Genomic DNA, 22485 nt, shown 5'->3' on the forward strand with positions numbered 1-22485 from the left:
ATATCAGAAAATTGTCGGAGGTTGATGGGGATGAATAAAATAATCGTTTTGATCATAACGGTCGGCGTAGCGCTGTCTGTGGGTCTGGCGGTATTATATGCTCTGAACACAAACGGGAAGGAAAGCCCCAGGGAAAGTTCCGCACAAAAAGAGACCTCTTTGGTTGAGGAAAGCATGCAGCAAACGGAGGAGACAACTCCGGTCAGCCAGGAAATAGCGTCTGAAACGAAAGAGCTTTATGTTGCAGAGACCACGTCCGTGGCGGAGGCGTTTTCCGAAACAGAAAAAAAGGATTTCGTGGAGAATATGAGAATTGCTGCCTCCGTATCCCAGATGATCGTGGTATCAGCCCAGGGGAGCAGTGCAGTCATAAGTATGCACGAAAAGTCTGTTGATGGTTCCTGGAAAGAAATACTGAGCACCAATGGCTGGGTAGGCGAAAACGGTGTAGGCCAGGCAAGCGAATATGATACCAAAACGCCGTCGGGAATTTATTCGTTATCCTTTGCATTTGGAATCAAGGAAAAGCCGGTAACGGAATTATTCTATACAAAAGTTGATGATTCTTATTACTGGGTGGATGATGTGGATTCGTCCTTCTACAACAAGTTTGTGTCCTTGAATGAAGTGGTGAAGGACTGGGACAGCGCGGAACACATAATCGAATGCGGAAAGGCGTATAATTATGTGATTCCAATAGACTACAATCTGGAACGTGTACCAGGGAATGGTTCTGCCATGTTCCTCCACGTGTCCACAGGGGAGCCTACGGGAGGATGCGTATCCGTTCCAGAAAGCGATATGCTGTTCATTCTTCAGAATATCCACAGTGGATGCATCATCCTGATTGACCGGCAGGAAAACATTTTGAACTACTAATTCCGGATCAGGTCATACTGGGCAATCAGTTCAACAGCGGAACGGGCGATATGAGCAGTCATTCCCCAAATTATCTGGTCTTCGTACATGTAAAACATTATATCGTAGATGCCTTTTGCCCAGGGATATTTTTCTCCGCCCGGAATGCGCTCGTAGGGAAAGTCTTCCGTAGGAACATTCATAAGACAGTTATGATATATTTCGGGCACTGTTGTCATGAAATACTGCAGAGGCACAAGCAGGATTTCTGCCACTTCGTCTCTGCTGAACGTTTTTTTGTAATCTTTAACATAACCGATATAGGGATGTATCACCAGATTAAAAGGGGATATGTAGAGGTCGCCGGGACCGAGGATTTCAATCTGATCCTCACTTATGAGCAGCTCTTCCGCCGCCTCCCGGACGGCACATTCCAGAAGGGACTCGTCCGGCTCCAGCTTCCCACCTGGAAAACAGATTTCATCCGGCTGGTGGTTGAGGTTGTTGGCGCGTTTTTCAAAGAGGAGCGCAGGTCCGGAATCTGTTTCCAGGATCGGGATAAGAACGGCATATTCCTTGTTGCGTTCACTTCCGATTATCCCAGGTATTCTCCGTTGGAATTCTTCTATTTGCGGCATAATTACTCCTTTATTTCCTGTGGCTTTGGTTAAGTGCAACAGTAAAATGTTGCAGTTGCAACATTTGATTTTTTTGGTATAATAATTATAGTACAAATTTATGGAGGTTGCCACATGGGAATTGATTTTGACAAAATAACAAAGTATCCGATTTTTGAAAAGATAGACAGCGGGGACATGGGAGGGTTATTGACCTGCATGCAGGCCCATGAAGTTTTCTACAAAAAAGGGAGCTTCATAGCGCTTAATGGCGAGATAATTAAAAGCATCGGGCTGGTATTAGAAGGAAAAATCCAGATGATAAAGGAAGACCATTGGGGAAATAAAGCTATCTTTGCCGTAATGAACGAAAGCGATCTGTTTGGGGAAAGCTTCATTTTCAGTAAAACGGCTGCCACGACAGTTTCCTTTTTTGCCCCAGTGGACTGCCGGGTGCTGTATCTGTCCTTTGGAGCCTTGATGCATACGTGTTCTAAAACCTGTGCTTTTCATCAACAGCTTATCGAAAACATGGTTATGCTGATTGCAAAAAAAAATCTCCAGTTCATTGATAAATTGGAAATCACTTCCAAAATGACACTTCGGGAAAAGATTCTGACATTTCTTTCCCAGCAGGCACAGGCCGCGGGGACATCCTATTTTACGGTTCCGATGGGAAGGCTGGAAATGGCGGAATATCTTTGTGCGAACAGGAGCGCTCTGACCCGGGAGCTCACCAATATGCAGCAGGAAGGAATAATTGACTACGACAAAAATACTTTCCGGCTGCTGTAAGAAACGCTGGCAACAACAAAATGTTGCGTATGCAACATACATATTTGGCGCTGTCGATTAGAATGAGTTTATTCAAGAAATTGAAATTGAATATCATGAAAATCAGGAAAGCAGAGGATAATTATGGAAAACAAAATGTTTTGTTATCAGTGTCAGGAAACAGCAGGATGTCAGGGCTGCACAGTATCAGGAGTCTGTGGGAAATCACCGGAGGTCGCTAATGGTCAGGATCTGCTTATTTACGTGACAAAGGGGCTCAGCGAGGTTACAACGGCGCTCAGGAAGCAGGGTGAAACAGTTTTGCCTGAGGTTAACAGCCATATCACTTTGAATTTGTTTACAACTATAACGAATGCAAACTTTGATAATGATGTCATTTATCAGAGGGCATTGGATACACTCCGCATCAAAGATGAATTATTACAGAAGATTGAGAATAAAGAAGGGCTTCATGAGGCTGCTGTATGGACTGCGTCCGACAGAAATGAAATGGAGAGGAAAGCTCCGGCCGTGGGGGTTCTTGCTACGGAAAATGAAGACGTGAGAAGCCTCAGAGAATTGATCACATATGGACTGAAAGGTCTTTCTGCTTATATGAAACATGCAAATGAACTGGGGTATGACAGTGACGATATAAATGCTTTTGTACAGCGTGCCCTTGCAGCTACCCTGAATGATTCACTGGGTGCGGATGAACTGGTTGCTCTGACGCTGGAGTCAGGAAAATTCGGCGTGGACGGAATGGCATTGCTGGATTCCGCAAATACCGGAACGTATGGAAACCCTGAACTGACAAGGGTAAATATTGGAACAGGTAAAAATCCAGGCATATTAATATCAGGCCATGATTTGAAAGATTTGGAGCTGCTGCTCGAACAGACAAAGGGAACTGGCGTAGACGTATATACGCATTCTGAGATGCTTCCGGCCCATTATTATCCGGCATTCAAGAAATATGATAATTTTGTTGGAAACTACGGAAATGCATGGTGGAAACAGAAAGAGGAGTTTGAAAGTTTTAACGGACCCGTACTCATGACCACAAATTGTATTGTCCCTCCGAAAGATTCCTATAAATCCAGAGTTTTCACCACGGGTGCATCCGGATTTCCAGGTTGCGTTCATATCGAAAAAGCCGAGAACGGTAAAAAAGACTTTTCTCAAATCATAGAGTTGGCAAAAACATGTGAACCTCCAAAGCAGATTGAAGAAGGAGAAATCATTGGAGGATTTGCCCACAATCAGGTGCTGGCGCTGGCGGATCAGGTGGTTGATGCTGTCAAAACCGGAGCCATTAAGAAATTCTTTGTTATGGCAGGCTGTGACGGACGTCAGAGATCCAGAGAATACTATACGGAGTTTGCACAGGCCATTCCTGCTGATGCGGTAATACTTACGGCAGGCTGCGCCAAATATAAATATAATAAACTGAACCTGGGAGATATCAATGGAATTCCGAGAGTGCTGGATGCGGGACAATGCAATGACTCATATTCTCTGGCAGTGATTGCACTGAAACTCAAGGAAGTATTCGGACTGGAGGATATAAACGACCTTCCGATAGCTTTCAATATAGCATGGTATGAACAGAAGGCAGTCATCGTTCTTCTTTCCCTGTTATACCTGGGAGTGAAAAATATCCATTTAGGACCAACGCTGCCGGCGTTCCTCTCTCCGAACGTGGCTAATGTACTGGTAGAGACATTCGGTATTGCTGGAATCGGTACCGTGGAAGACGATATCCAGTTATTCATGGGAGAATAATTATGAGCAAGCCATCTATATCCGGAATTTTGACCGGTTACGGATGGCTTGCTGTATGAGTGTGATAAAAACTTGAAGAAACGAAATTACTATGATAAAATATTCGGAACATCAGTCAGGTGCGGAAATGCACTTGATTTTTTTCTAAGTGAATTTGTCCATTGGAAATTTTATTGGAAAGCATGAACGTTTTATAAAACGGTTATTACGGGGGAGAGACATGACCGGTTTGTTGGTTAAACTATTTATTCGAAATCACGATGAAGTCCAAAACAGTGATGTACGTACCGCTTATGGAATGCTGGCAGGTATGGTGGGGATCATCTGTAATATATTATTATTTGCCGTAAAGCTTTTTATCGGAATATTTATCAACAGTATTTCTGTTATGGCGGATGCTTTTAATAATCTGTCGGATTCTGCCTCATCCGTTGTCGGGGTAATGGGCGCGAAGCTAGCGGGGAGGTCTCCGGACAAGGAGCATCCCTTTGGACACGGCAGGATCGAGTATATTTCTGCGCTTATTGTGGCATTCCTTATACTCTATGTGGGAATAACCCTTTTGAAGACATCCTTCGCTAAGGTAATCCATCCGGAGAAACTTGGATTCAACTGGGTAATCGTTCTGGTTCTGTGTATATCGGCGTTGGTTAAGGTGTGGTTATCCCTGTTTAACCGGATGCTGGGGGACCGTATTAACTCCAATGTCCTGAAGGCGACATCCACGGATGCAAGGAATGACGTAGTCGTAACATCTGTCACGATACTTTCCATAGTTTTCGAAAAGATATCCGGGATTACAATCGATGGCTGGGCGGGTCTGGCAGTGTCCATATTTGTGCTGTTTTCGGGCTTCAATATTGCCCGAGAGACACTGATGCCGCTGTTGGGAGAGGCTGTTGACAAGGATGTCTCCGAACGAATAATCCGAAAGGTGGAAAGCTACGAAGGAATACTCGGCACCCACGACCTTATAGCCCACAACTACGGACCATCCCGTATAATGGCTACAATCCATGCCGAGGTTCCCAACAATATGGATATGGAGGATATTCATGATGTTGTTGACTGTATTGAGAGGGATGTCCTGCGGGAGCAGGGTATATTTCTTGTCATTCACATGGACCCCGTGGAGGTGCAGGATCAAAAATATATGGAAAGAAAAGATATGGTAGGACATCTGATACAAGGACTGGAGCCAGAGGCAACCATACATGATTTTCGGGCTGTTGAGAGGGATATGAACATCAAATTTGTATTTGATCTGGTTGTTCCGCATTCCTTCAGCGAAACAGATAAAGAGGAGCTGGTGGAAAATATTACGGTGGGTCTTTTGGGGACACACCCCGGATGCTGCTGTGTAATTACGATTGAAAACAGTTTTATGGCTGAATAGGAAAGAGAAACCTGATTGAAGCAGGTTTCTCTTTCGTCTGTAGATATTATTCCACGGTGATGGCGCTGACTGGACAATCATCTCTTGCTGAAAGAACAGCACTCTCTAATTCTGCCGGTATTTCTTCCACAAAAACCTCTGATTTTCCGTCTGCCCCAATCTGGAATACTTCCGGACATGTTTCCGTGCATAATCCGCAGGAAATGCATTCATCTTTATTGACACTTGCCTTCATTGGAGTTCCTCCTTGTCAGTATTCTGTTTTAAGCTTAACATCTTGAAAACTTATAGTCAATATGCGATAATGTGTGAAATTCAATTTATAGATCAGGAGAAAAAATGGAATTATATATTGTAAGACACGGTCAAACGGACTGGAATAAAGAAAAGAAAATGCAGGGAAGGGCAGACATGCCCCTTAACGAAGAAGGAAGGGCACAGGCTGAAAGGGTTGGTCGGGCTTTGAAAAATATTAATTTTGATGCGGTATTTGCCAGCCCACTGCAGCGTGCCCTGGACACGGCCTCTATAATAGCGGGACATAACGACATAATTGTGGATGAGAGAATATATGAAATCGCACTGGGGAAACTGGAAGGACTCGTATACCGGAACCTGGAAAAAGCTGGCGGGGAATTGTACGAAACAGTTCAGGCCTTCTTTATGAGTCCGGATAAATATATTCCCACAGAGGGTGGGGAAAGCTACCAGAATCTTCTTGCCAGGACGGGAGAATTTCTGGAGAATCTCCCCAAAAGCCATCCCGACCAGAAGATTCTGCTGGTATCCCATGCCACCAGCATACATGCAATGCTTGCCTACATAAAGAAAACACCTTTAAAGGATTTATGGCTGGTCCCGATTGTGAACGGGTCCGTCACCAGAGCCGTTTATGGAGAAGAAGGCTATATTATCCTGGATGAAGGACTCGTCCTGGATTAGTGGCTCTAGAGTCCTATGAACACGGGCGATCTCTGCCTGAATATATTATAGTGTCTAAATCCGCTGTTTTTCAGGGTGGCAGCTGCCAGGTCGAAGTTATATCCTATGTAATCGGGGGTATGGGCATCTGAGCCGATTGTTATGATGTCGCCTCCAAGCTGGCGGTATCTTTTGATTATGTCCTGGGATGGATTGGTGTCATTGAGCTCATACCGGTATCCGCCCGTATTCACTTCGATTCCTTTGTCCATGCGAATCAAGGTCTTTAGTATTTCATCAAGATAATCTGCATAATCGGCGTAGCTGTAGTTGGCATTTTTCTGGGGAGCATATCGTACGATATAATCCAAATGGCCATAGACGTCAAAATCCTTGTTTGCATTCAGATTATCCAAAATAGACGTGAAGTATTCTGCAAAGGCTTCCCGCTCTGTTCTTCCGTCAAAATAATCCGGATAATAAGGATCGTGCCCGTTCACCAGATGGGAAGAGCCTATTATGAAATCAAAAGGGACGAGTCCTGTAAAATCCCTGATTTTCTTTTGCAGTCCTGGCTCCAGACCGGTTTCCACTCCGATAAGAAGCTCGATTCTCCCGGCATATTTTTTGCGAAACTTACAGAGTGTCTCATAATATTCGGGTAAATCAAGGTCGAAAAAAAGATGTGGAACGGGGTAGTCAAAATCCTGATGATCCGTGATGCAGATATGCTTCATATCCAATGAAAGAGCTTTTTGTATAATCTCTTCCAGATCTGCATCGGAATCAGGGGAGAAGCGGGTATGGATATGTGTGTCGGAATACATGGCAGCCTCCTGGTAAAATATTTCAATATATAAAAATAATAATGCAACGTTAAATAGTTGTCAAACAACTTGCAAAGAATACCTTGAAATTTTCAACTAAAAACTGTAGAATGTCAATAGGTTTTAAAAAAATAAGTAATTCAATATCAGGAGGAAAAATTATTATGGCAGTAAAAGTTGCAATTAACGGGTTTGGACGCATTGGGCGCCTGGCATTCAGACAGATGTTCGGTGCAGAAGGTTATGAGGTTGTTGCAATAAATGACTTGACAGATCCTAAGATGCTTGCGCATTTGCTTAAATATGATTCGGTACAGAAGCGATATGAAAAAGGGGAAACAGTTGTTGCAAAAGAGTCATCCATTGAGGTGGAGGGAAAAGAGATTATTATTTACAAAGAAGCAGATGCAAAGAATCTGCCATGGGGAGAGATTGGCGTAGACGTCGTGCTGGAATGTACCGGCTTCTATACATCAAAAGCAAAAGCCCAGGCCCATATCGATGCAGGAGCAAAGAAAGTGGTTATTTCGGCACCGGCCGGAAATGATCTTCCAACAATCGTATTTGGAGTGAATGAGAAAATCCTTACTAAAGAAGACACCGTTATATCAGCGGCTTCCTGCACAACAAACTGCCTGGCTCCAATGGCAGACACCCTTAATAAATTAGCTGGAATAGAAAAAGGATTCATGACCACAATCCACGCATATACTGGGGATCAGATGGTTCTGGATGGTCCACATAGAGGTGGCGATTTGAGGAGAGCCCGCGCAGCAGCTATTAACGTAGTACCAAATACTACCGGAGCAGCCAAGGCAATCGGAAACGTAATTCCTGAATTGGCTGGAAAACTCGATGGCGCAGCACAGAGGGTTCCGGTACCATCCGGCTCACTTACAGAATTAGTCAGTGTTGTAAAAAAGGAAGTAACGGTTGCTGAAGTAAATGCAGCTATGAAGGCGGCAGCTTCTCCTTCTTTCGGATATACAGAAGAAGAGATCGTGTCTTCTGATGTTATTGGAATCACATACGGCTCTCTGTTCGATGGTACGCAGACAAGGGTTACCCCTCTGGAAGGCGGAAAGACTCTGGTCAAATCCGTTTCCTGGTATGACAATGAGAATTCCTACACCAGCCAAATGGTTAAAACGATAAAATATTTCGCAGAACTGGCATAATTGATTGAAAATAATGGGGGTCCATCCTATAGCAATATAGGAGGCCCCGGTTTTTTGCGTTGAATGGAAAGGAGCAGGAAAATGCTTAATAAAAAAACTTTGGATGATATTGATGTTAAAGGTAAAAAAGTTCTCGTCAGGTGTGACTTTAACGTGCCCATACAAGACGGCAGAATTACGGATGAAAACCGACTGACACAGGCACTTCCCACAATAGAGAAGCTGACAGCGGACGGCGCGAAGGTGATTCTCTGTTCACATATGGGAAAACCCAAGGGCAAACCGGATCCGGCCCTGTCTCTGGCTCCAGTAGCAAAAAGGCTTTCGGAAATGCTGGGCAAAGAGGTTGTCTTTGCAGCAGATGATGAGGTGGTTGGGGAAATGGCCAGAAAGGCTGTTGCCGCAATGAAAGAGGGGGATGTCGTCCTCCTGGAAAATACCCGATTCCGCCCGGAAGAGGAAAAAAACGAAGATACATTCAGCAAGGAACTGGCTTCTCTGGCAGATGTTTTTGTGAACGATGCGTTCGGAACCGCCCACAGGGCACACTGTTCAACGGCAGGCGTAGCAAAATTCATGGAAACTTCCGTTATCGGGTACCTTATGGAGAAGGAAATCATGTTTTTGGGAAATGCCCTTGAAAATCCAGTGAGACCATTTGCGGCAATACTCGGGGGATCCAAGGTTTCATCCAAGCTTTCCGTAATCGAGAAACTTCTTGATAAGGTGGATATTCTTATCATAGGAGGCGGTATGTCCTACACTTTCGCTAAGGCGGAGGGCAAAGAAATCGGTAAATCCCTGGTTGAAGACGATTACCTGGAATATGCAAAGAAAATGGTGGAAAAAGCAAAACAAAAGGGAGTCAAGCTGTATCTCCCCGTGGACGTCGTAGTCACAAAGGAGTATGCGGAAAATGCACCCAGCAGAGTCATAGAAAAGAGCATGGACAAAGATGAAATGGGTATGGATATAGGGCCGAAAACGAGAGAGCTCTTTACGCAGGCAATCCGTGATGCAAAAACCGTATTGTGGAATGGCCCTATGGGAGTATTTGAAATGAAGCCTTTTGCCGCAGGTACAGAGTCTATAGCAAAAGCACTCTCAGAAATGGATGCCATCACCATCATTGGCGGAGGAGATTCTGCGGCAGCTGTCAACCAGATGGGATATGGGGACAAGATGACACATATATCCACAGGCGGCGGAGCTTCCCTGGAATTTCTTGAAGGACGTGTACTACCCGGTATTTCAGCGGTAAATGAAAAATAAGGAGCAATAAAATGAGAAAAAGAATGGCGGCAGGAAACTGGAAAATGAACAAGACAGCTACCGAAGCAAGAGCTTTAATCGAGGAACTTAAGCCATTAGTGGCTAATACGGATGTGGATGTCGTATTCTGTGTACCTTTTATTTCTATTATACCTGCGGTACAGGCAGTTGCCGGAACCGGAATTTCCATAGGAGCCCAGAATATGTACTTTGAGGAAAACGGCGCGTATACGGGTGAAATCGCGCCGAATATGCTGACAGATGCTGGAGTAAAGCATGTAATAATCGGACATTCGGAGAGAAGGCAGTACTTCGGGGAAACGGATGAAGATGTTAATAAAAAGGTTCTGAAGGCTTATGAGCATGGAATCACGCCGATCATCTGCTGTGGGGAAAGCCTTGTACAGAGAGAACAAGGTATTACTATAGATTGGATCAGACAGCAGGTTAAAATTGCGTTTCAGGAAGTTACGCCACAACTGGCAAAATTGGCCGTTATTGCCTATGAGCCGATCTGGGCTATTGGAACCGGAAAGGTAGCCACCACAGAGCAGGCGGAAGAAGTCTGCAGGAAAATACGGGAATGTATCGAAGAAATCTATGATGTGTCTGTCGCAGAGGAAATAAGGATACTGTATGGAGGAAGCGTTTCAGGAGCCAATGCGGCGGAACTCTTTTCCATGCCGGATATTGACGGAGGTCTTGTTGGAGGGGCATCCCTGAAAGCTGATTTCGCAAAAATCGTAAATTCTTAAAATAGCGGCGAGGAGAAAACCGAATGAAAAGCAAACCAGTGGTCCTTATGATATTAGATGGTTTTGGATTGGCGGAAAATAAAAAAACAGACTTTCCGGAACGAACTGATACTCCGGAAATTGACAAACTTATGAAAACATATCCTTTTGTGAAAGGGTATGCCAGCGGAAAAGCGGTCGGTCTTCCGGAAGGACAAATGGGTAATTCTGAAGTTGGACATTTGAACATTGGAGCCGGAAGAGTTATATATCAGGATCTTACCAAGATAACAAAGGAAATAGATGAAGGCAGTTTTTTTGAAACTCCGGAGCTTCTGGAAGCCATTGACAACTGCAAAAGAAAAGGCAGCAATCTTCATTTGATGGGACTTCTTTCCGATGGAGGCGTGCACAGCCATAATACACATGTATATGCACTTCTGGAACTGGCAAAAAGAGAGAATTTTGACAGAGTATTTATTCATGTGTTCTTAGACGGACGTGATACATCCCCTTCGTCCGGCATCTCATTTGTCAGAGAGCTGGAAGAGAAGACGGTTGAGCTGGGAACAGGACGGATTGCAACTGTGATGGGAAGATACTATTCCATGGACCGGGACAACAGATGGGATAGGGTGAAGCTGGCCTATGATGCCCTTGCCCTGGGTGCAGGGATTCCAGACGTGTCTGCAGCAGAAGCAGTTGAAAAATCATATAATGCGGGCGTGACGGATGAATTCGTCAAGCCGGTGATCATATGGGAGAATGGAAAACCGTTGGCATCCATCCGGGATGATGATTCGGTCATATTCTTCAACTTCCGTCCTGACCGGGCGAGAGAGCTCACGAGGGCATTCTGTGATGAGGAGTTTTCAGAATTTGAGAGGGCTGCAAGGGTCAGGACAACATACGTATGTTTTACGGACTATGACGTCACCATTCAAAACAAACTGGTCGCTTTTAAGGACAAAGACATAACGAATACCTTTGGAGAGCTGTTGGCAGAAAACCATCTGAAACAGCTGAGACTTGCTGAAACGGAAAAATACGCCCATGTAACCTTTTTCTTCAATGGAGGCAAAGAGGTGCCTAACGAAGGAGAAGACCGGATTCTGATCAGTTCCCCTAAGGTTGCCACATATGACCTGCAGCCGGAGATGAGTGCAGTTCAGGTTTGCGATGCACTGGTGGAAGCCGTACAGTCTAATGTGTATGATGTGATTATCGTGAACTTCGCAAATCCGGACATGGTGGGACATACCGGTGTACAGTCTGCCGTGTGGAAAGCCCTGAAAACAGTGGATATCTGTGTGAAAAGAGCCTTCGATTCCATCAAGGAGGCAGGGGGAATCCTGTTTATCTGTGCAGATCATGGGAATGCTGAAAAGATGATAGATGAAAAAACAGGGGAATGTTTCACAGCCCATACCACCAATCCAGTTCCTTTTATATTATGCAATGCCAATCCAACTTATAAACTGGCGGAAGGCGGAGCTTTGTGCGACATTGCACCGACTCTGATTGACCTGATGGGATTGGAAAAGCCGGAGGAAATGACGGGAAGATCCCTGCTGGTCAGATAGTCGTATTTAATAAAACTATTGATAAGTGTGGTTTTGTATGTTACCATATTATATAAATGTGGGCCTGGAGGTGTGTTAATTTGCTCAAATTAATTTTAAGCATTATTTTAGTTGTTGTAAGCATCGTTCTGATAGTAATTGTCCTGCTGCAGGAGGGAAAATCCGCCGGGCTGACGTCAACCATTACAGGAAGCTCTGATACCTACTGGAGTAAGAACAAGGGTCGTTCCGTAGAAGGAGCTGTAGAAAAATCAACAAAGTTTTTAGCATTGGCTTTCATGGTTCTAGCGATAGTGTTAAGCATGGGCTTTCTGCAATAAGAAATTTTAAACACTCTCAGACTTTAATGAGGGTGTTTTTTAATCCGTAAAGAAAAGGTGGATAATATGGATGAGAGATTGATACAGATAAGGAAGAAACTGATTCTGGATCTGGTAAATAATGAAAAGTATGTACCAATGAAAATAAAGGAAATAGCGATCCTTCTCAATATTCCGAAAGATGAGAGAAAGGACCTGGAGGCCGTCCTGAAACTCCTGGTCAAGGAAGGCCTGATAAGCCTCTCCCAAAAAGGAAAATACGGCAAACCCGAAGAAAATAAAAAAGAGGGAATCTTTACCGGAAATGCAAGAGGCTTCGGATTTGTGTCCATCGAAGGGGAAGAAGAGGACATATTCATACCTGAAAATGCTACTGGAACTGCCATGAACAATGACCGTGTAATCGTTGTCGTAAGACCCGGAAGAAATGGGAAGAGGCAGGAAGGGGAAGTTATCAAGGTACTGGAGCGGTCTGCCACGGAAGTCGTAGGTCTCTATCAGGAAAGTAAAAATTTCGGATTTGTCGTGGCGGATAATCCGAAAATCTTTAAAGACATATTTATCCAGAGGAAAAAATCCATGGGAGCGATTAATGGGCACAAGGTAATCGCGAAAATTATCGATTATGGAAAATCCGGGCAGAATCCGGAAGGCGAAATCATCCGTATTATTGGCCATATCAATGATCCGGGGGTGGATATCCTTTCTATTGTCCTGGACAAGAACATTCCCATGGAGTTCCCTCAGGAGGTCATGGAACAGGTCAAAGATGTGCCGGAGAAAGTGACAGAGGAAGAATATGCTGGACGGATGGATATCCGGAGCTGGAAAACGGTTACGATTGATGGAGAAGATGCAAAGGACCTGGATGATGCCATAACACTCAGCAGTGAGGGCGGCCGCTACACTCTGGGCGTCCATATTGCGGATGTAACCCATTATGTAAGAGAAAATTCTCCCCTGGATGAAGAGGCTCTGATCCGCGGAACCAGCGTATATCTGGCAGATAGAGTTATCCCTATGCTTCCCCATAAGCTTTCCAATGGAATCTGTTCTTTGAATGAAGGACAGGACAGGCTGGCCCTGAGCTGCATAATGGAAATCGACAGCGAGGGAAAGGTTACTTCCCATAAAATTGCGGAAACCGTGATTCATGTGGACCGCCGGATGACCTACACCAGCGTTAAGAAGATACTCGAGGATGAAGATCCTGAGGAGATTTCAAAATACATCGATCTCGTTTCCATGTTTAAGGAGATGAGAAGCCTGGCACAGATTCTGAAAAAGGTGCGAAGAGACAGAGGCTCCATTGATTTCGATTTTCCGGAGACCAAAATTATCCTCAATCCGAACGGAAAGCCAATCGAAATCAAGCCGTATGACAGAAACATTGCAACCAAAATCATCGAGGACTTTATGCTGATTGCCAATGAGACAGTGGCAGAAGATTTTTTCTGGCAGGAACTGCCCTTTGTGTATAGAAGCCATGAGGCACCGGATCCGGATAAAGTGCTGAAACTGGGGATGTTCATAAATAATTTCGGACACAGCATCCATGTGGGACAGCAGGAGATGCATCCCAAAGAAATGCAGAAACTTCTTGACCGGATTGAGGGATCCGATGAAGAAATGATGATAAGCCGCCTGATGCTTCGATCCATGAAACAGGCGAGATATTCTACCACTGAGACCACTCATTTCGGCCTGGCAACAAAATACTACTGTCATTTTACTTCCCCCATCAGGAGATATCCGGATCTGCAGATACACCGGATTATCAAGGAAAATCTCTCGGGAAGGCTTAATGAGAGACGGATAACCCATTATGAATTTGTACTGCCGACTGTTGCCTCCCAGTGCAGTGTTACGGAGAGAAGGGCAGAAGAAGCTGAAAGAGAGACAATCAAACTCAAAAAAGTCGAATATATGCAGCAGTTTGTCGGAGAAGAGTTTGATGGTGTCGTATCCGGGATTACCAAATGGGGAATGTACGTGGAACTGCCCAACACGGTGGAAGGCATGGTTCACATTTCGGCCATCCCAGGAGATTATTTTGACTACGATGAGGAACATTATGAAATGGTGGGAAAAGCCACCAACAAAAGATATAAACTGGGACAAAATGTCCGGGTGAAGCTGGTCAAAGCGGACAAGCTTCTGCGCAACATTGATTTTGAGTTGACAGAAGGAGGAGAGGACAGTGGCGAAGGAATCGTTTAAACTCATTGCCAATAATAAAAAAGCGAGATTTGACTATTTTATAGAGGAAACCTTTGAAACAGGAATCGTGCTGCATGGAACAGAGGTCAAATCCCTTAGAATGGGTAAATGCAGTATAAAGGAGTCATTTATTAAAATTGAAAGGGGTGAAATGTATATTTATAATATGCATATAAGCCCATATGAGAAAGGCAACATCTTCAATAAAGACCCCCTGCGGGTAAAAAAGCTGCTTATGCACAAATATGAAATCCGGAAAATCGCATCCTCCATGGATCGGGACGGATACACAATTGTGCCGCTTCAGGTCTATTTCAAGGACGGAAAAGTAAAACTGGAAATAGGACTTGCAAAAGGCAAGAAGCTGTATGACAAACGACAGGATATTGCAAAGAAAGACCAGAAAAGAGAAGCTGAAAAGGATTTTAAAGTCAAAAACCTGAACTGACAAAAATGGACCGGATAGGTCCTTTTTTGTTATAAATGTACAGGCAGAAGCCCTTTAGGTACATCAAAGATGTCATTATAAAAGTTATAAATCATGGAGACATTTATAGAGATTTTTGGTACAATAGTCGGATGATAATATTAGCTGTGTTACAGAAAGGACGGATATTGATAAATGGTCAAAAGAAAATTGATGTTGGGCAACGAAGCGATAGCCAGAGGTGCCTATGAGGCAGGAGTCAAAGTCTCTGCTGCCTATCCGGGGACCCCGAGTACAGAAATAAGCGAAAGTATCGCACAATATGATGAAATATATGCGGAATGGTCTACAAATGAGAAGGTTGCCATGGAAGTGGCTATTGGTGCCTCCATCAGCGGCGTAAGAGCGATGGCATCCATGAAACACGTAGGCGTAAATGTGGCTGCCGATCCTTTGTTTACAGCGGCCTACATGGGCATCAACGGAGGGCTTGTCATTGTTGCCTGTGATGACCCTGGTCTGTACAGCTCCCAAAACGAGCAGGACAGCAGGGCGGTTGCCAGGGCGGGCCAGGTACCTGTTCTTGAACCAGCCGACAGTCAGGAAGCAAAGGAATTTATGAAGTTCGCTTTTGAAGTCAGTGAAAAATATGAATGCCCAGTAATGTTAAGGACAACTACAAGACTTTCCCATTCGCAGGGACTTGTTGAGGAGCAGGACAGGGTCGAGGTGGACGATAAGCCTTATGAAAGAGATATCAGCAGACTGGTTATGATGCCGGCTATGGCTAAAAATAGACATATCGCTGTAGAAGAGAGAATGAAGGCTCTTGCTGCGGATGGCTGTGATTTTAAGGTGAACCGGACGGAGTACAGGGATAAATCCATTGGCGTCATTACCTCAGGGATTCCATATCTTTATGTGAAAGAAGCCCTGCCGAATGCTTCTGTTTTAAAGATTGGAATGGTACATCCTCTGCCAAGAAAACTGATTGAGGAGTTCGCGGCAAGCGTGGATAAACTCTACATTGTGGAAGAGCTTGAACCGGTTATGGAAGAGCAGATCAAGTCCTGGGGAATCCAGGCGGTCGGCAAAGATATCTTAACTGTTCAGGGTGAATACAGCGCCAACATGATCAAATCTGCAGTACTTAGAGAGAAGATAGAACTTACACAGCCAGCGGATGTACCGGCAAGACCACCCATTCTCTGCCCGGGATGTCCCCACAGAAGTGTGTATTCGGTCATGTCCAAGCTGAAAATCCATGCAGCAGGCGACATCGGCTGTTATACCCTGGGAGCCCTGGCTCCACTGAGCGTACTGGATACCAGCATCTGTATGGGCGCCAGTATCAGTTCCTTACATGGAATGGAAAAAGCAAAAGGAAAGGACTATGTCAAGAACTGGGTAGCCGTAATCGGCGATTCCACTTTTTTCCATACCGGCATCAATTCCCTCATAAACATGGTTTATAACCAGGGGACCGGAACAGTTGTGATCCTGGATAATTCCATCACAGCTATGACAGGCCATCAGGATAATGCCGCCACCGGGAAGACTCTTAAAGGAAAAGCGACTGCGTCTATCAGCATTCCGGATTTCTGCAGAAGCATAGGCGTTAAGAATGTCATGGTTGTGAATGCCTTTGACCTGAAGGGGCTGGAGGCTGCGTTGAAGGAAGAAACGGCAAAAGAAGAGCTTTCCGTTATTATAGCAGTTGCACCTTGTGTCCTGCTGGATAAATCCCCTTGTACTGTACAGGCAAAGGTTGTTCCGGGAAAATGCAAGAAATGTGGAGCATGTCTGAAACCCGGATGTCCTGCCATTACAAAACAGGCGGACGGTACGGTTGCAATAAATGATACTATGTGCAATGGCTGTGGTCTCTGCGTGGACCTGTGCAAGTTTGGGGCACTAGAGAAAGCAGGTGTGTAAAATGATGACAAAGAATATTATGATTGTTGGTGTGGGCGGACAGGGCACACTGCTGACGAGCCGGATCCTTGGCGGAATTACCCTTAAGGCCGGATACGATGTAAAACTGTCTGAAGTGCATGGCATGGCCCAGAGAGGCGGCAGTGTTGTTACTTTTGTACGATATGGCGAAAAAGTTTATGAACCAATCGTGGAAGAAGGACAGGCAGATGTGCTGATTGCGTTTGAAAGACTGGAAGCATTAAGATATGCGCATTACCTGAAAAAAGACGGAGTGATTATCCTGAATGACCAGCGGATTGATCCGATTACCGTGGTCACCGGAGCAAGGGAATATCCGGAAGGTATTGTTGAAACTCTCAAGAAAAAATACAAGGTTCTGGCGGCAGATGCGTTGGAAGAGTCCAAAAAACTTGGAAATACAAAGGTTTTCAATATTATCATACTGGGACTGGCTGCAAGGTTTATGGACTTCAAGAAAGAGGACTGGCTTCAGGTGATTGAGGAAATGGTACCCAAAAAGACTGTGGAAATAAATAAGAAAGCATTTGAAACCGGGTATTCGGGACTTCAATTGTAATAGAACCGGAGGCATATCATGATTTGGAATGAAACGAAAGAATGCATGAGCAGAGACCAGATGTATACGCTGCAGAGTGAACGTCTTAAAAAGATGGTGAAAAGAGTCTACCATAATGTTGAATTTTACAGAAAAAAAATGCAGGAAATGGGGATAGAGCCAGGTGACGTCAAAGGCCTGGAAGATCTCAGAAAACTGCCATTTACGAACAAAAACGATTTGAGGGATAATTATCCTTTTGGCTTGTTTGCCGTACCTCAATCCGAAGTGGTCCGCCTGCACGCATCGAGCGGAACGACCGGAAAAGCTACAGTTGTTGGATATACCAGAAGGGATATTGAAATCTGGCAGGAATGTGTGGCAAGGGTTATTGCCATGGCTGGTGTTACCAAAAAGGATATAATACAGATTTCATATGGATACGGGCTTTTTACAGGAGGCCTCGGTATGCACTATGGAGCCGAAAACCTTGGAGCAACCGTGGTTCCTATCTCCACCGGCAATACAAAAAAACAGATTACCATGATGCAGGATTTTGGAGTGACCTGTATGGCCTGTACACCATCCTATCTTCTGCACATTGCAGAAGCTTTGGAAGATGAAGGTGCTATCGGCAAGATCAAGCTGAAGTCTGCTATTTTAGGCGGGGAGCCTTGGACGGAAAATATGCGTAAAGAGATTGAACAGAAGCTCAATATCAAAGCGCATGATATCTATGGACTGAGTGAGATTATGGGACCGGGTGTTGCCGCGGATTGTGAGTTCCACAGTGGAATGCACGTATACGAAGACCATTTTATTCCGGAGATAATATCCCCTGAAACTCTGGAGCCCCTTGCCCCGGGAGAAACAGGAGAATTGGTATTCACCTCCATGACCAAGGAAGCCCTTCCACTGCTCAGATACCGCACAAAGGACCTGACAAGCATCACTTACGATAAATGCGAATGCGGGAGGACCCTTGCCCGTCTCTCCAGATTTAAAGGGCGTTCAGATGATATGCTGATTATCCGCGGAGTCAATGTGTTCCCATCTCAGGTTGAAACAGCCCTTCTGGAGATGGCGGAGACGAGTCCTCACTATCTTATGATTGTTGACAGGATTGACAATTGGGATTCCCTGGAGGTCTGGGTAGAGGTGGAGGAGAGATTCTTTTCAGATGAAATCAAGAATCTGGAAGGTCTGACAAAACGGATTGCCCACACTCTGCAGCAGGCATTGGGACTTGCGGTAAAGGTTAAGCTTGTGGAACCGAAAACACTCGAAAGAAGTGAAGGCAAGGCAAAACACGTTATAGACAAGAGAAAACTTATATAGCGGGAGGAGAAGGAAAATGTGTATTAAACAATTAGCCGTATTCATGGAAAACAGAGAAGGCAGACTGGACAATGTCATTAAGACCCTTCATGAAAACCAGGTAGATATCATATCCTTCAGCCTGGCGGATACCACAGAGTATGGAATGCTCCGGATGGTAGTATCAGATCCGGAAAAAGCGAGACTTGTCCTTAAAGAAAATGGATTTTCCTCCATGCTTACAGATGTTCTTGCGGTCAAGATGAGCGACTATTTCAGAGATCTGAACAAACTGCTGGAAGCGGTTTCAGGTGCCGGACTTAATATTGAATATATGTATGTTTTATCCACGGTTAAGGGTGGCTCAGCTATTATAACCAAGTTCTCGGATGCACAAAAGGCGTTGCAGATTCTGGATTCGAATAATATTACAGTATATACTTTTGAGGAAATAATGAACCTTGGAAAATAGAGATTGATTTATTGACAAAAACCGTTATATAATACTAAGGTTAATAAAAGGGAGTAGCATGCGTTAAATACGCTAATTATTCGTCAATACGGAGAAATCCCGGATAATTATTAAATTGCCAGACTTTTAGACTGTAAAAAGAAAAACTAAAGGTCTTTAGATTAGCATGCCGGATTGGGGACAGCCCCGTATAATGGCTGTCCCCTTTTTTATTATTTACAAATAAATAATGGCAGGCATGTAATCAGGACAAGGAAGGAGCTAATTATGTTTTACAATCAGGAAATCGAAGAAGTAATACAGCAGCAGCAGACAGACGCTGCGAAGGGCCTGAGTAACGCTGAAGTACAGACTAGAAAAGAAAAGTACGGACCCAACAAGCTTGAGGAAGGCAAGAAAAAAAGCCTTGTCGTACTTTTTCTACAACAGCTGAACGATCCGCTTATTTTCATCCTGATTATCGCTGCAATTGTTTCGGGTATACTGGGAGAGCTGAATGATACAATTATTATTGCCCTCGTAGTAATATTAAATGCGATACTCGGCTTGTCACAGGAAGCAAAGGCGGAAAAAGCCATGGAAGCTCTCCAGAAACTCACATCTCCAAAAGCTTACGTCGTCCGGGATGGGGAGACAGTAGAAGTGGATTCTGTTGAAATCGTACCCGGCGATATTGTTGTGCTCGACGCCGGAAGATATATTCCCTGCGATATAAGGCTTATAGAAAGCATCAATATGCAGGTGGAAGAATCTGCACTTACTGGGGAATCTGTTCCTGTCCACAAAAACGCAAAGCTCGTAATCAGTGATGAGAATATACCTCTGGGCGACAAAAAGAATATGGCGTTTTCTTCCACTCTGGTAACAAGCGGAAGAGGTATGGGTGTTGCGATTGCCATCGGTATGGAGACGGAAATTGGACATATAGCAAATATGTTGAAGCAGCCGGATCAAAAGACTCCCCTGCAGAAAAAACTTGCCGATATTGGAAAAATTCTTGGATTCATTGCTCTTGGGGTCTGCCTTGCCATGTTCCTGATTGCTGTTTTCCAGCATAGGGATATATTCCAGATGTTTATGATAGCCATTTCGCTGGCAGTGGCTGCCATTCCGGAAGGAATGCCCGCCATCGTATCCATCGTTCTTGCAATCGGTGTGCAGAAAATGGTCAAGAAAAATGCAATCGTGCGCAAGCTTCCGTCTGTTGAGACACTCGGCGCCGTAACGGTCATATGCTCCGATAAGACCGGTACGTTGACCCAGAATAAAATGACGGTTCGTAAATTCTATGTAAATAAAAAGGTTGTCGCCGCAGAGGAAATGGACATCAATGAAATGACCCAGCGTCTTCTGATAGAAAATCTGGTACTGTGCAGCGATGCGACTTCCAATAAGGAAGGAAGTACCGGAGATCCGACAGAAATAGCATTGATCAATATCGGCAATCACTATGATATCAGAAAAGAAGCACTGACTGCTGAACACCAGAGGATACATGAGGCTCCTTTCGATTCCGACAGAAAGCTCATGTCCACAATCAACCGTTATGGGGATAAATACTATGTAATGACCAAAGGAGCAACGGATAATCTGCTTCATAAATCCGTAAAGGCTCTTATCAATGGGGAAGTGGTTCCTATGACCGACGAAATCCGCAAGGATTTCAATGATGCGGCCGGAAAAATGTCCGATGATGCGCTCCGTGTCCTTGGAGCAGCGTGCAAGGAAACCATGGAGACAGACCTGGATATGGAACAGATGGAATCCGACTTGATTTTCCTCGGTCTGGTTGCAATGATCGATCCACCAAGGCTTGAAGTAAGGGATTCTATTTCCACATGCAGGAATTCCGGCATTATTACGGTCATGATAACCGGAGACCATCAGAAAACAGCCTTTGCCATCGCTAAGGAGCTTGGAATTGCGGACAGGCCCGAACAGACGATGGCTGGTATGGAACTCGATAAATATTCCGATGAAGAGCTTGTAGAAAAAGTTAAAGATATCCGTGTATTTGCAAGGGTTTCTCCTGAACATAAGGTTAGAATCGTTACTGCATACAAAGGCGGCGGAAACATCGTATCCATGACCGGTGACGGAGTAAATGATGCTCCTTCTCTGAAAGCGGCAGATATTGGCGTTGCCATGGGCATAACGGGAACCGATGTGGCAAAGGGTGCTTCCGACCTTATCCTGACAGATGACAATTTCTCCACAATTGTGGCGGCCGTCGAAGAAGGGCGTAATATTTATGCCAATATCAAAAAATCGGTTATGTTCCTTCTTTCCTGTAACATTGGTGAGATCGTATCCCTTTTCTTTGCGGTACTGCTTGGATGGGCAACTCCGCTGCAGTCTATTCACCTTCTGTGGGTGAACCTGATTACAGACAGCTTCCCCGCTCTTTCTTTAGGCGCGGACCCAAGCGACCCGACCATCATGAAAGAGAAGCCGAGAAGTTCAAAGGAAAGCCTTTTCAGCGGCAGAGGTGCATTCCTTGTGATAAATGGTGTAGTTATAGGATTTATCACACTGGCGGCGTTCTGTATTGGCGGCATGGAATACACCGGTGTGTGGAACCTTTCAGTTCTGCATGAAGGAAACATGACGGAGGATGTGCTGAGGCACGCCCAGACCATGGCATTCGTTGTGCTGAGTGTTTCCCAGTTATTCCATGCTCTGAACCTGAGAAGCGAAAAGAGAAGTATCTTCCAGGTAGGGCTGTTCACCAACAAGTGGCTGGCGCTGTCCATTGTTGCAGGCATACTGATTCAGCTGATAATCATTTCTGTACCGGCTCTGGCAGCTGTGTTTGAGGTGCATGCACTGAGTGTGGCGGACTGGGCGCTGGTTATCGGCCTTTCCCTGGTTCCTCTGATTCTTAACGAAATTGCAAAACTCATAAGAAGAATGAGAAGTAAATAATAAATCATATTGACAAACCTCCGGATATCGGGTATTATGATATTAAGGTAATGATAATCATTATCAATACCAAAACTGATAGCTTGAAATATGGAGGGAAATATATGACATTAAAAGATTTAAAGCCTGGAGAAAAAGGCATTATTTCCTATATCGGCCATCAGGGACCTTTTCGAAGAAGAATCATGGATATGGGCCTGACGCCGGGAACATCCGTGAAAGTCATAAAGATGGCGCCTTTGGGAGATCCCATTGAGATCAACATACGCGGGTACGGGTTAAGCCTTAGAAAACAGGAAGCGGAAAATATTCTAATTGTATAGAGATGCTTTGTAAAGTATAAGTAATAACAGACTGGGACCCGG

At 44.6% G+C, this 22485-nt stretch carries 21 protein-coding genes; 18 read left to right on the top strand and 3 right to left on the bottom strand.

The window, feature by feature from the left end; all coding sequences use genetic code 11:
- Positions 1-30 precede the first annotated feature (30 nt).
- Complete coding sequence (locus BUA79_RS12195; protein WP_094757287.1) at positions 31-879, top strand: L,D-transpeptidase family protein; 849 nt, start codon at positions 31-33, stop codon at positions 877-879.
- On the opposite strand, the gene BUA79_RS03690 is transcribed toward BUA79_RS12195, so the two are convergent.
- The gene (locus BUA79_RS03690; RefSeq protein WP_073993016.1) at positions 876-1496 is read right to left on the bottom strand and encodes an NUDIX hydrolase; all 621 of its coding nucleotides are present in this window, start codon (positions 1494-1496) and stop codon (positions 876-878) included. The two genes, BUA79_RS12195 and BUA79_RS03690, sit on opposite strands and share 4 nt — an antisense overlap.
- Before the next feature lie 114 nt (positions 1497-1610).
- On the opposite strand from BUA79_RS03690, the gene BUA79_RS03695 reads away from it, so the two are divergent.
- The 3 genes from BUA79_RS03695 (at position 1611) to BUA79_RS03705 (ending at position 5430) form a co-directional block, all read left to right on the top strand.
- Positions 1611-2270 (top strand): Crp/Fnr family transcriptional regulator, encoded by a 660-nt coding sequence (locus BUA79_RS03695; RefSeq protein WP_073993017.1) that lies wholly within the window; start codon positions 1611-1613, stop codon positions 2268-2270.
- A gap of 123 nt (positions 2271-2393) precedes the next feature.
- Positions 2394-4034: a hydroxylamine reductase gene (gene hcp, locus BUA79_RS03700; protein ID WP_073993018.1), complete on the top strand. Its 1641-nt coding sequence runs from the start codon at positions 2394-2396 to the stop codon at positions 4032-4034.
- Between the two features lie 220 nt (positions 4035-4254).
- Complete coding sequence (locus tag BUA79_RS03705; protein WP_073993019.1) at positions 4255-5430, top strand: cation diffusion facilitator family transporter; 1176 nt, start codon at positions 4255-4257, stop codon at positions 5428-5430.
- 46 nt (positions 5431-5476) lie between these two features.
- Here the strand turns inward: BUA79_RS03705 and BUA79_RS03710 are convergent, their stop codons facing one another.
- Positions 5477-5665, bottom strand: coding sequence for a ferredoxin (locus BUA79_RS03710; protein WP_073993020.1), 189 nt, complete (start codon positions 5663-5665; stop codon positions 5477-5479).
- 104 nt (positions 5666-5769) lie between these two features.
- Between BUA79_RS03710 and BUA79_RS03715 the strand changes: the two genes are divergently transcribed.
- Complete coding sequence (locus BUA79_RS03715; protein ID WP_073993021.1) at positions 5770-6372, top strand: histidine phosphatase family protein; 603 nt, start codon at positions 5770-5772, stop codon at positions 6370-6372.
- Between the two features lie 5 nt (positions 6373-6377).
- On the opposite strand, the gene BUA79_RS03720 is transcribed toward BUA79_RS03715, so the two are convergent.
- Entirely contained in the window at positions 6378-7178 is an 801-nt protein-coding gene (locus BUA79_RS03720; RefSeq protein WP_073993022.1) for a histidinol-phosphatase HisJ family protein, read from the bottom strand.
- 164 nt (positions 7179-7342) lie between these two features.
- Here BUA79_RS03720 and gap point away from each other — a divergent pair, with 164 nt between their 5' ends.
- From gap to BUA79_RS03785, 13 genes are all read left to right on the top strand, one after another.
- Complete coding sequence (gene gap / locus BUA79_RS03725; protein WP_073993023.1) at positions 7343-8356, top strand: type I glyceraldehyde-3-phosphate dehydrogenase; 1014 nt, start codon at positions 7343-7345, stop codon at positions 8354-8356.
- An 81-nt stretch (positions 8357-8437) separates the two neighbouring features.
- Positions 8438-9628, top strand: a complete 1191-nt coding sequence (locus tag BUA79_RS03730; protein WP_073993083.1) for a phosphoglycerate kinase — start codon at positions 8438-8440, stop codon at positions 9626-9628.
- An 11-nt stretch (positions 9629-9639) separates the two neighbouring features.
- Entirely contained in the window at positions 9640-10383 is a 744-nt protein-coding gene (gene tpiA, locus BUA79_RS03735; RefSeq protein ID WP_073993024.1) for a triose-phosphate isomerase, read from the top strand.
- Between the two features lie 23 nt (positions 10384-10406).
- Positions 10407-11945, top strand: coding sequence for a 2,3-bisphosphoglycerate-independent phosphoglycerate mutase (gene gpmI, locus BUA79_RS03740; RefSeq protein ID WP_073993025.1), 1539 nt, complete (start codon positions 10407-10409; stop codon positions 11943-11945).
- A 56-nt stretch (positions 11946-12001) separates the two neighbouring features.
- Positions 12002-12265 carry a preprotein translocase subunit SecG gene (gene secG / locus BUA79_RS03745; protein ID WP_073993026.1) on the top strand — a complete coding sequence of 88 codons (264 nt, stop codon included), beginning with the start codon at positions 12002-12004 and terminating at the stop codon, positions 12263-12265.
- A gap of 66 nt (positions 12266-12331) precedes the next feature.
- Positions 12332-14485, top strand: a complete 2154-nt coding sequence (rnr, locus tag BUA79_RS03750) for a ribonuclease R (RefSeq protein ID WP_073993027.1) — start codon at positions 12332-12334, stop codon at positions 14483-14485.
- Positions 14466-14933 (top strand): SsrA-binding protein SmpB, encoded by a 468-nt coding sequence (smpB, locus tag BUA79_RS03755; protein ID WP_073993028.1) that lies wholly within the window; start codon positions 14466-14468, stop codon positions 14931-14933. The genes rnr and smpB overlap by 20 nt, the downstream gene beginning before the upstream one ends.
- A gap of 174 nt (positions 14934-15107) precedes the next feature.
- Positions 15108-16847 (top strand): indolepyruvate ferredoxin oxidoreductase subunit alpha, encoded by a 1740-nt coding sequence (gene iorA, locus BUA79_RS03760; protein WP_073993029.1) that lies wholly within the window; start codon positions 15108-15110, stop codon positions 16845-16847.
- Position 16848: 1 nt separating this feature from the next.
- A complete protein-coding gene (locus tag BUA79_RS03765) occupies positions 16849-17427 on the top strand; it encodes an indolepyruvate oxidoreductase subunit beta (RefSeq protein WP_073993030.1) in 579 nt (192 codons plus the stop codon).
- A gap of 18 nt (positions 17428-17445) precedes the next feature.
- On the top strand, positions 17446-18744 hold the full coding sequence (locus tag BUA79_RS03770; RefSeq protein WP_073993031.1) for a phenylacetate--CoA ligase family protein: 1299 nt from the start codon (positions 17446-17448) through the stop codon (positions 18742-18744).
- 16 nt (positions 18745-18760) lie between these two features.
- Positions 18761-19195 carry an amino acid-binding protein gene (locus BUA79_RS03775; protein WP_073993032.1) on the top strand — a complete coding sequence of 145 codons (435 nt, stop codon included), beginning with the start codon at positions 18761-18763 and terminating at the stop codon, positions 19193-19195.
- Between the two features lie 267 nt (positions 19196-19462).
- Entirely contained in the window at positions 19463-22120 is a 2658-nt protein-coding gene (locus BUA79_RS03780; protein ID WP_073993033.1) for a cation-translocating P-type ATPase, read from the top strand.
- A 104-nt stretch (positions 22121-22224) separates the two neighbouring features.
- Complete coding sequence (locus tag BUA79_RS03785) at positions 22225-22443, top strand: FeoA family protein (RefSeq protein ID WP_073993034.1); 219 nt, start codon at positions 22225-22227, stop codon at positions 22441-22443.
- Positions 22444-22485 lie beyond the last annotated feature (42 nt).

Source organism: Parasporobacterium paucivorans DSM 15970 (genome assembly GCF_900141895.1).
GTDB lineage: Bacteria > Bacillota > Clostridia > Lachnospirales > Lachnospiraceae > Parasporobacterium > Parasporobacterium paucivorans.

Excerpts from the sequence above, each read along its gene's own strand:
- BUA79_RS12195 (WP_094757287.1), top strand. The coding sequence starts at position 31 with ATGAATAAAATAATCGTTTTGATCATAACGGTCGGCGTAGCGCTGTCT.
- BUA79_RS03690 (WP_073993016.1), bottom strand. The coding sequence starts at position 1,496 with ATGCCGCAAATAGAAGAATTCCAACGGAGAATACCTGGGATAATCGGA.
- BUA79_RS03695 (WP_073993017.1), top strand. The coding sequence starts at position 1,611 with ATGGGAATTGATTTTGACAAAATAACAAAGTATCCGATTTTTGAAAAG.
- hcp (WP_073993018.1), top strand. The coding sequence starts at position 2,394 with ATGGAAAACAAAATGTTTTGTTATCAGTGTCAGGAAACAGCAGGATGT.
- BUA79_RS03705 (WP_073993019.1), top strand. The coding sequence starts at position 4,255 with ATGACCGGTTTGTTGGTTAAACTATTTATTCGAAATCACGATGAAGTC.
- BUA79_RS03710 (WP_073993020.1), bottom strand. The coding sequence starts at position 5,665 with ATGAAGGCAAGTGTCAATAAAGATGAATGCATTTCCTGCGGATTATGC.
- BUA79_RS03715 (WP_073993021.1), top strand. The coding sequence starts at position 5,770 with ATGGAATTATATATTGTAAGACACGGTCAAACGGACTGGAATAAAGAA.
- BUA79_RS03720 (WP_073993022.1), bottom strand. The coding sequence starts at position 7,178 with ATGTATTCCGACACACATATCCATACCCGCTTCTCCCCTGATTCCGAT.
- gap (WP_073993023.1), top strand. The coding sequence starts at position 7,343 with ATGGCAGTAAAAGTTGCAATTAACGGGTTTGGACGCATTGGGCGCCTG.
- BUA79_RS03730 (WP_073993083.1), top strand. The coding sequence starts at position 8,438 with ATGCTTAATAAAAAAACTTTGGATGATATTGATGTTAAAGGTAAAAAA.
- tpiA (WP_073993024.1), top strand. The coding sequence starts at position 9,640 with ATGAGAAAAAGAATGGCGGCAGGAAACTGGAAAATGAACAAGACAGCT.
- gpmI (WP_073993025.1), top strand. The coding sequence starts at position 10,407 with ATGAAAAGCAAACCAGTGGTCCTTATGATATTAGATGGTTTTGGATTG.
- secG (WP_073993026.1), top strand. The coding sequence starts at position 12,002 with ATGTGGGCCTGGAGGTGTGTTAATTTGCTCAAATTAATTTTAAGCATT.
- rnr (WP_073993027.1), top strand. The coding sequence starts at position 12,332 with ATGGATGAGAGATTGATACAGATAAGGAAGAAACTGATTCTGGATCTG.
- iorA (WP_073993029.1), top strand. The coding sequence starts at position 15,108 with ATGGTCAAAAGAAAATTGATGTTGGGCAACGAAGCGATAGCCAGAGGT.
- BUA79_RS03765 (WP_073993030.1), top strand. The coding sequence starts at position 16,849 with ATGATGACAAAGAATATTATGATTGTTGGTGTGGGCGGACAGGGCACA.
- BUA79_RS03770 (WP_073993031.1), top strand. The coding sequence starts at position 17,446 with ATGATTTGGAATGAAACGAAAGAATGCATGAGCAGAGACCAGATGTAT.
- BUA79_RS03775 (WP_073993032.1), top strand. The coding sequence starts at position 18,761 with ATGTGTATTAAACAATTAGCCGTATTCATGGAAAACAGAGAAGGCAGA.
- BUA79_RS03780 (WP_073993033.1), top strand. The coding sequence starts at position 19,463 with ATGTTTTACAATCAGGAAATCGAAGAAGTAATACAGCAGCAGCAGACA.
- BUA79_RS03785 (WP_073993034.1), top strand. The coding sequence starts at position 22,225 with ATGACATTAAAAGATTTAAAGCCTGGAGAAAAAGGCATTATTTCCTAT.